Origin of the sequence: Aquabacterium sp. (assembly GCF_041915145.1) — a bacterium.
Lineage (GTDB): Bacteria > Pseudomonadota > Gammaproteobacteria > Burkholderiales > Burkholderiaceae_C > Aquabacterium.
This window is the reverse complement of sequence record NZ_JAYSBZ010000100.1, coordinates 1-8301: the sequence shown is the minus strand read 5'-3', so window position 1 is coordinate 8301 and position 8301 is coordinate 1. Positions and strand designations below refer to the sequence as shown.

Here is an 8301-nt window from a genome sequence, read left to right as displayed (position 1 = left end):
AAGGCCAACGCGGCCGACACGCTGGGCTCCGGTACCGACGATGGCTGGACAGTGGCTTACCAGGTGCTCATCGGGGCGGACATCAAACTCAGCGACCGGTGGTCGCTTTACGGGCAATACCAGAACTTCTGGGTGCCCAACACGGCGGTCGCCCCGGCGACAGGAGGCCCCATCTCCTCCCGCAGTGTCAACACCTACAGGTTCAACGACTACCAGGCTCAGACGTTCTCGCTGGGCGTGCGCTTTCGCTTCTAAGCCTGCGAGCGCGGGTTGACGGCACCGTCAACTCGCGCACAAGCCGTCGGCCCGCAACAGGCTCTCCAACGCCTGCTCCTTGATGCCATAGAACGCCTTGATCTGCTCGATCTGCTGCAGCACCTCGGCCGGGTCTTTGGCGCGCTCGCGCTTCACGGCCAGGATCATCTTGTTCTTGTTGGTGTGCTCCAGCGAGACGAACTCGAAGACCTGCGTGTCGTAGCCGGCGGCGTCGAGCAGCAGGGCGCGCAAGCCGTCGGTGAGCATCTCGGCTTCCTGCCCTAGGTGGATGCCGTGCTGCAAGATGGGCCGCAGCGGATGCGGGCTCAGTAGCTGCGGCCTGATCTGCTTGTGGCAGCACGGCGAGCACATGATGATCTCGGCCCCGGCGCGGATGCCGAGGTGGATGGCGTAGTCGGTGGCCGTGTCGCAGGCATGCAGCGCGATCATCACGTTGAGCGCTTGCGGGTGGTAGTGGCGGACGTCGCCCTGCTCGTAGTCCATGCCTTGCAGGTGCAATTGGTCGATCACCTTCTGGCACAGCTTGACCAGATCGGCGCGCAACTCGACGCCGGTGACTTGCGCCTCACGCTGCAGCACGTTGCGCAGGTAGTCGTGGATGGCAAAGGTGAGGTAACCCTTGCCTGAGCCGAAGTCGACCACGTGGACTTGCGGGTGGCGCGTGGCGTCGGCCAGCTTCGAGCGCTCGAAGGCGGCGGCGAAGACTTCGATGAACTTGTTGATCTGCTTCCACTTGCGCGCCATGCTCGGCACGATGTGGTGCGCCGCGTCGGTCACGCCCAGCGCGGTCAAGAAGGGCCGCTGCTGGTCGACGTAGCGATGCTTGTCCTGGTTGTGCGCCAGGCGGTCGGCAGCCGGCTCACCGCTGTCGCCCGACGTGCTCGGCTCATGGGCCACCTTGCCCACGCGGATGCTGGCCTTGCCCTTCTTGCTGACGGCCAGCTGCACTTCCTCGGTCGGCGTGTGCAGGTGCGCGTTCTTGAACGCCGCGCCGATCAGGCCGCGCAGGGTGGCGAGCGCCTCGGGCCAGGGCAGGTTCTTGGTGATGTCCTTGGTCTGATAGCGATAGACCAGACTGAGCTGCGTCTGCCCGCGCAGCGCCACGGGGCGGGCGATCACGCGCTGCAAGCCGGCTTCGGCCGCACCACCCGGGTTGGCCAGCACCACGCGGTCGAGCGTGCCGGCGTGCCAGGTGGCGTCGAGCTGCGCCGCGAAGCGATCGAGCGCGGCAGTGGCTTCGGGAGCGAGAGCGGAGGCGGGGGCGGCAGGCTGAGGATCGGTCACGGCGGGGGCACGAGGCGGGTGAGGGGCGGGGCACACGAGCCGTCGATTGTCCGGCATCGTGCGCGCCGCCGCGCACCGATCACGCGTGGCGGATCAGATGATCGAAGGCGCTCAGCGCGGCCTTGGCGCCGTCGCCCGCGGCGATCACGATCTGCTTGTAGGGCACCGTCGTGCAGTCGCCCGCCGCGAACACGCCCGGCACATTGGTCGCACCCTTGGCGTCCACGATGATCTCGCCGAACTTGCTCAGCTCGACCGTGCCGCGCAAGAACTCGGTGTTGGGCACCAGGCCGATCTGCACGAACACGCCTTCGAGCGGCACGTGGTGCTCTTGGCCCGTGGCGCGGTCTTTGTAGCGCAGGCCGTTAACTTTGCCATCGGCGCCGGTGATCTCGGTGGTCTGCGCGTTGGTGTGGATCTCGACGTTGGGCAGGCTCTTGAGCTTGTTGACCAGCACGGCGTCCGCCTTGAGTTGATCGGCGAACTCGACGAGCGTGACGTGCGCCACCACGCCGGCCAGGTCGATGGCCGCCTCGACGCCCGAGTTGCCGCCACCGATCACCGACACGCGCTTGCCCTTGAACAGCGGGCCGTCGCAATGCGGGCAGTAGGCCACGCCCTTGTTGCGGTATTCCTGCTCGCCGGGCACGTTGACGTTGCGCCAGCGCGCGCCCGTCGAGAGGATCACCGTCTTGCTCTTGAGCACGCCGCCATTGGCCAGCTTCACCTCGATCAGGCCGCCCGGCTGCGCGGCCGGCACGATGGCCTCGGCGCGCTGCAGATTCATGATGTCCACGTCGTAGGCCTTGGCGTGCGCTTCGAGTGCTTGAGCGAACTTGGGCCCGTCGGTCTCGAGCACCGAGATGTAGTTCTCGATCGCCAGCGTGTCGTTGACCTGACCGCCGAAGCGCTCGGCCGCCACGCCGGTGCGAATGCCCTTGCGCGCCGCGTACACGGCCGCTGCCGCGCCGGCCGGGCCACCACCGACGATCAGCACGTCGTACGGCGCCTTGGCGCTGAGCTTGGCGGCGTCACGCGCGGCGGCGCCGGTGTCGATCTTGCCGACGATCTCTTCGACCGTCATGCGGCCCGAGGCGAACACCTCGCCGTTCAGGAAGACCATCGGCACGGCCATGATCTCGCGCGCCTCGACCTCGCTTTGGAAGGCGCCGCCTTCGATCACGGTGGTCTTGATCTTGGGGTTGAGGATGGCCATGAGCGACAGCGCCTGCACCACGTCCGGGCAGTTGTGGCAGCTCAGGCTCATGTAGACCTCGAAGTTGAAGTCGCCATCGAGGGCCTGGATCTGCTCGATCACCTCGGGCTCGACCTTGGGCGGGTGGCCGCCGGTCCAGAGCAGGGCCAGCACGAGCGAGGTGAATTCGTGGCCGAGCGGCAGGCCGGCGAATCTCAACGATGTCGGCAACGAGGTATCGGCGCCGGTGCGCTTGAGGCTGAACGACGGCTTGCGTGCGTCGTTGCCATCGGTCTTGAGGGTGATCTTGTCGGCGCGCAGACCCTGGATGGTCTGCAGCAGCTCGAGCATCTCGCGGGAGTTCTCAGAGTCGCTCAGCGAGGCGACGATCTCGAAGGGTTGCTGCACGCGCTCCAGATATGCGCCGAGTTGTGCCTTGAGGGTGTCGTCCAACATGATGTGCTTCCTTCCATTCAAGCGACTTTGAGAACCGGCCGGAGCCCCAGTGCGGGGCTCCGGCCTGAGCGCGAGGCCCGATCAGATCTTGCCGACCAGATCGAGCGACGGGGCCAGGGTCTTGGCGCCTTCGTTCCACTTGGCGGGGCAGACTTCGCCCGGGTGCGAGGCGGTGTACTGGGCAGCCTTGAGCTTGCGCACGGTTTCCTTCACGTCGCGGGCGATTTCGTTGGAGTGGATTTCAACGGTCTTGATCACCAGGTCCGGGTTGATGATGAAGGTGCCGCGCAGCGCCAGGCCTTCTTCGGGGATGTGCACGCCGAAAGCGTTGGTCAGCGCGTGGGTGGGGTCGCCCACCAGCGGGAACTTGGCCTTGCCGACGGCCGGCGAGGTTTCGTGCCACACCTTGTGCGAGAAGTGCGTGTCGGTGGTGACGATGTAGACCTCGGCGCCGGCTTTCTGGAACTCGGCGTAGTGCTCGGCGGCGTCTTCGATTTCGGTCGGGCAGTTGAAGGTGAAGGCGGCCGGCATGAAGATCAGCACGGACCACTTGCCCTTCAGGGTCTGCTCGGTCACTTCGATGAACTCGCCCTTGCCGCCACGGTTGACGAAGGCTTGGGTCTTGAACGGTTGAACGGGGGTGTTGATCAGCGACATGATGGCTTCCTCTCGTTAAATAACGCAGTGATTGCGGGGACAACGGAAGTCATCTTAGGCGTCTGGGCATATTGTTTGGATTGATTGATCAAATGCTGAAGATTGGCGATTGCTATTGCGTTCCATCGCGCGGCTTAGGGATGGACGCTCGTGGAGCGGGGCTCAAAATGGGCTGAACCTTCCACTCGACGAGTCTTCGCCATGAGTTCCCCCCTGTTCCCGAACGACGTGCTCTTCCTGCAGCGCCTGCTGCGCGCCGAGGGGCTGTATCTCGACGACCTGGACGGCCTGTGGGGCCCGCACACCGAGGCCGCCGTGCAGGCGCACGAAGCGCAAGCCGCAGCGCTGCAAGCCGCGCTCGGCAGCTTCGACCCGCGCTCCGAGCGCTGCATCGCCACGCTCTCGCTGCGCGCCCAGCAGGCGGCGCGGCAGTTCTTGCAGCGCGTGCAGGGCAGCGGCCTCACGGTACGCATCCTGTCGGGCACGCGCACCTACGGCGAGCAGAACGAGCTGTTCAAGCAAGGCCGCTTCGGCAACCCCGGCCCGGTGGTGACCAACGCGCGCGGCGGCTTCAGCAACCACAACTTCGGCATTGCGTGGGACGTGGGCGTGTTCACCGCCGGCGGCGGCTACATCGGCGACGGCCCCGAGTACGCGCAAGTGGCGCAGGCCGGCTTGGCGGACGGGCTGGAGTGGGGCGGCAACTGGGTGAGCATCGTCGACAAGCCGCACTACCAGCTCAAGCTGGGCCTGGGTGTGTCGGCGCTGCGCGCGGCGTTCGAGGGCGGCAAGCCGATCGCGGGCTACGCGTTGCGTTGAGCCGGGAGCGAGGCGCTCATTACCGGGCGCGACGCAGCCTCAGCAGATGCGCGGCAGCTGCTCGCCGGTGAGCCAGTCCACCATGCGGCGGCCGCCCAGGCGGGTACGCATCTGCACCTGATCGGCGGGTGTGGCCAGCACCGTGCCGATGCGTGCGGCGCGCTGGCCCAGCGGGTGGGCGCGCATCGCGGCCAGCAGCGGCTCGGCGGCCTCGGGCGCGCACACCGCCACCAGCTTGCCCTCGTTGGCCACGTAGAGCGGATCCAGCCCCAGCAGCTCGCAGGCCGCCGCCACCTGCGGCAGCACCGGAATGGCCGCCTCGTCGAGCTCGATGCCGCAGCGCGATTGCCGCGCCACCTCGTTGAGCGTGGTCGCCAGGCCGCCCCGGGTGGGGTCGCGCAGCAGGCGCAGGCGGGCACCGGCCGCGTCTCCCAACCCTTGCAGCATGGCTTGCACCAGGCCGTGCAGCGCGGCGCTGTCCGACTCGATGGCGGTATCGAAGGCCAGCGACTCGCGCTTCGACAGCACCGCCACGCCGTGCTCGCCGATCGAGCCCGAGAGCAGCACTGCGTCGCCCGGCTGCGCCTGGGCGCCGTCGAGCCGCAGCCCGGCCGGCACCACGCCCACGCCGGTGGTGGTGATGAACACGCCGTCGCCCTTGCCGGGCTCGACCACCTTGGTGTCGCCCGTCACCACCGGCACGCCGGCCGTGCGGCTGGCCTGCGCCATCGACTCGACCAGGCGCTTCAGCTCGCCCAGCGGGTAGCCCGCTTCGATGATGAAGCTCGCCGCCAGATACAGCGGCCGCGCGCCGGCCATGGCCACGTCGTTGATGGTGCCGTGCACCGCGAGGCTGCCCAGGTCGCCGCCCGGAAAGAAGATCGGCGAGACGACGTGCGCGTCGGTGCTCATCACCAGGCGCCCGCCCTGCAGCAGCTCGGGTGGCGGCGGGCAGACGGCCTGGTCGTTGCCCTGGCGCAGCCATTCGTTGTCGAAGGCGGGCACGAAGAGCTCGTCCACCAGCTGCGCCGAGGCGCGGCCGCCCGCACCGTGGCTGAGTTCGATGCGGCCGGTTTTGAAATCGAGCGGGCGCAGGTAGGGGGTGCGGGTCATGAGGCAGGACTCGGTTGGGGCGACACGGTCGGCGCGGGCGGCGCGACCACCGCCCGCCCGTAGGCATAGTGCGCCGCGCACGCCCCCTCGGACGACACCATGCAGGCGCCCAGCGGATGCTCGGGCGTGCAGACGGTGGCGAAGAGCTTGCACTCTTGCGGCTGCTTCACGCCGCGCAAGATGGCGCCGCATTCGCAGGCCTTGTGGTCGGGCACGGCTTGGTAGTGCAGCTTGAAGCGGCGCTCGGCATCGAAGGCGGCGTAGCGTTCGCGCAGGCGCAGCGCGCTGCGCGGCACCTCGCCCAGGCCGCGCCACTCGAAGGTCTCGCGCACCTCGAAGACCTCGTCCACCAAGGCCTGCGCGGCGCGGTTGCCCTGGGGCGTGACGGCGCGGGTGAATTCGTTTTCGACCGCGGCGCGCCCGGCGTTGACCTGCCGCACCAGCATCAGCACGGCCTGCATCACGTCGAGCGGCTCGAAGCCGGCGATCACCACGGGCAGGTGGTGGGCGTGCGCAAACGGCTCGTAAGCCGCCGAGCCGATGACGACGCTCACGTGCGCCGGGCCGACCACGCCGTCGAGCCGCACCGCCGCGTGGTCGGGCGTGGTCGAGAGCGGCGGCCCGCTGACGATGTGCTCGCACGCGGGCGGCGTGAGCACGTGGCAGCACAGCACGCTGAAGTTGGCCAGGCCCTCGCGCGCCGCCTGCTGCACCACCAGCGCGGTGGGCGGCGTGGTGGTCTCGAAGCCGATGGCGAAGAACACCACCTCGCGGTCGGGGTGCTGGCGCGCGAGCTGCAAGGCATCGGCCGCCGAATAGACCATGCGTACGTCGCCGCCGCGCGCCTTGGCGCCCAGCAGGCTCAGGCCGCCCGAGGCCGGCACGCGCAGCGTGTCGCCATAGGTGCAGACGATGGCGCGCTGTTGCAGGGCCAGGCCGATGGCCAGGTCGATGCGCCCGATGGGCAGCACGCACACCGGGCAGCCCGGGCCGTGGATCATGCGGATGCTCGGCGGCAGCAGCGCGGCCAGGCCGTAGCGCGCCAGCGCGTGGGTGTGGCCGCCGCAGAACTCCATGAAGCGGTAGCCCTCGGGCCGCGTGGCCTCGGCGCGCAGGCGATCGGCCAGCCGCTGCGCGACGGCGGGGTCGCGGAATTCGTCGATGTATTTCAATGCGCTCATGGGGCCGACTCGGGCGTGTCGGGCTCGGCGAGGGTGGCGGCGTCCTGCTCGGCATCCTGCTCGGCGTGGTGCCGCTCCAGCGCGCCGAACAGCGCCAGCGTCTGCGCGGCTTCGTCGGGGTCGAGCCGGCCGATGGCGTAGCCCACGTGCACGATCACGTAGTCGCCCACCTCGGCCTCGGGCACCATGGCGAGCGACACGGTCTTGCGCACGCCGCCCACGTCGATCACGGCGTCGTCGGCCACGCCGTTCACGCCTTTGGTCACCACGCGAGCGGGCAGGGCTAGGCACATGCGCGCAGCTCCGTGGCGGCAGCCCAGGCTTGGCCCAGGGCCAGGCCGGCGTCGCCGCAGCTCACGTCTTGCGGCACCAGGCAGCGCAGGCCGGTTTCGTGAGACGCGTGCGGCGCGTGGGTTTGCAGGTCGTGCCGCAGGCGCTGCAGCAGCACGCGGTTGAAGAAGCAGCCGCCGCCCAGCACCACCGTGTGCACGCCGTGTTGCTGCGCGGCCTGCACCACCCAGCGCGCCAGGCCGTCGGCCAGCGCCACATGAAACAGCGCCGCGCCGTGGCCCAGCGCGTCGGGGGCGCCGGACTCGGCCAGCGCCAGCAGGCGGGCCAGCAGCGGGCGCAGGTCGAGCCCGCCATCTGCGTCGATGGGCACGGCGGCGGCCACGAGCTCATCGGCGCGCCACTCGTGGTCAGCCAGCCAGGCCGTCGCGGCCTGCTCCAGCGCCATCGCCGCCTGCGCTTCAAAGGCTTGTCGCTGCCCCAGGCCCAGCGCGCCCGCCGCCGCGTCGAACCAGCGCCCGGCGCTGGTGGTGACCGGGCACGACGTGCCCCGCGTCAGCAAGGTCTGCACGATGCGCGCGGCCTGCTCGCCCACCAGCGACGCAAAGCGCGCTTCGATCTCGCCGCCCCGGCCCAGCGCGTGCAGGGCCGCCGCCGTCATGCGCCAGGGCTCGCGCGCGGCCACGTCGCCGCCCGGCAGCCCGAGCGGGTGCAGATGGCCCAGGCGGCGCCAGCGCTCGGTCGATGAGCGGGTGCCCGCCACCCACAGCAGCTCGCCGCCCCAGGCCGTGCCGTCGGTGCCCAGGCCCACGCCGTCGAGCGCCAGGCCCACCACGGGTTCGACCACGCCGTGCTCCGCCTGCACCGCCGCGAGGTGGGCATGGTGGTGCTGCACGGCCACGGCGGGCACGCCCAGGCGCTGCGCCCAGGCCAGCGCCACGCGGGTGCTGTGGAAGTCGGGGTGCAGGTCGTGCGCGACGGCGTCGATGGGGCCCCCCGACGCCTGTGCCTGCGCCACGAGTTGCTCGATCG

At 69.6% G+C, this 8301-nt stretch carries 9 protein-coding genes; 2 read left to right on the top strand and 7 right to left on the bottom strand.

Annotation, left to right across the window (positions count from 1 at the left end; translation table 11 throughout):
* Positions 1-255 (top strand): hypothetical protein (locus ACE3SS_RS13930; protein WP_374594937.1); only part of this gene is annotated, 255 nt, incomplete at its 5' end.
* A 27-nt stretch (positions 256-282) separates the two neighbouring features.
* Here ACE3SS_RS13930 and ACE3SS_RS13925 read toward each other — a convergent pair.
* From ACE3SS_RS13925 to ahpC, 3 genes are all read right to left on the bottom strand, one after another.
* Positions 283-1560 (bottom strand): SAM-dependent methyltransferase, encoded by a 1278-nt coding sequence (locus tag ACE3SS_RS13925; RefSeq protein ID WP_374594935.1) that lies wholly within the window; start codon positions 1558-1560, stop codon positions 283-285.
* 79 nt (positions 1561-1639) lie between these two features.
* Positions 1640-3211 (bottom strand): alkyl hydroperoxide reductase subunit F, encoded by a 1572-nt coding sequence (gene ahpF / locus ACE3SS_RS13920; RefSeq protein ID WP_374594933.1) that lies wholly within the window; start codon positions 3209-3211, stop codon positions 1640-1642.
* Between the two features lie 81 nt (positions 3212-3292).
* Entirely contained in the window at positions 3293-3868 is a 576-nt protein-coding gene (gene ahpC / locus ACE3SS_RS13915) for an alkyl hydroperoxide reductase subunit C (RefSeq protein ID WP_374594931.1), read from the bottom strand.
* A 201-nt stretch (positions 3869-4069) separates the two neighbouring features.
* Here ahpC and ACE3SS_RS13910 point away from each other — a divergent pair, with 201 nt between their 5' ends.
* Entirely contained in the window at positions 4070-4687 is a 618-nt protein-coding gene (locus ACE3SS_RS13910; protein ID WP_374594929.1) for a M15 family metallopeptidase, read from the top strand.
* A 39-nt stretch (positions 4688-4726) separates the two neighbouring features.
* Here ACE3SS_RS13910 and hypE read toward each other — a convergent pair whose 3' ends face one another.
* The 4 genes from hypE to ACE3SS_RS13890 all read right to left on the bottom strand — a co-directional run.
* The gene (hypE, locus tag ACE3SS_RS13905) at positions 4727-5800 is read right to left on the bottom strand and encodes a hydrogenase expression/formation protein HypE (RefSeq protein WP_374594927.1); all 1074 of its coding nucleotides are present in this window, start codon (positions 5798-5800) and stop codon (positions 4727-4729) included.
* Positions 5797-6972 (bottom strand): hydrogenase formation protein HypD, encoded by a 1176-nt coding sequence (hypD, locus tag ACE3SS_RS13900; RefSeq protein ID WP_374594939.1) that lies wholly within the window; start codon positions 6970-6972, stop codon positions 5797-5799. The genes hypE and hypD overlap by 4 nt, the downstream gene beginning before the upstream one ends.
* A 5-nt stretch (positions 6973-6977) precedes the next feature.
* The gene (locus tag ACE3SS_RS13895) at positions 6978-7274 is read right to left on the bottom strand and encodes a HypC/HybG/HupF family hydrogenase formation chaperone (RefSeq protein WP_374594925.1); all 297 of its coding nucleotides are present in this window, start codon (positions 7272-7274) and stop codon (positions 6978-6980) included.
* Positions 7265-8301, bottom strand: a 1037-nt coding sequence (locus ACE3SS_RS13890) for a carbamoyltransferase HypF (RefSeq protein WP_374594923.1), incomplete at its 5' end; no start/stop codon positions are given. The genes ACE3SS_RS13895 and ACE3SS_RS13890, both read right to left, overlap by 10 nt.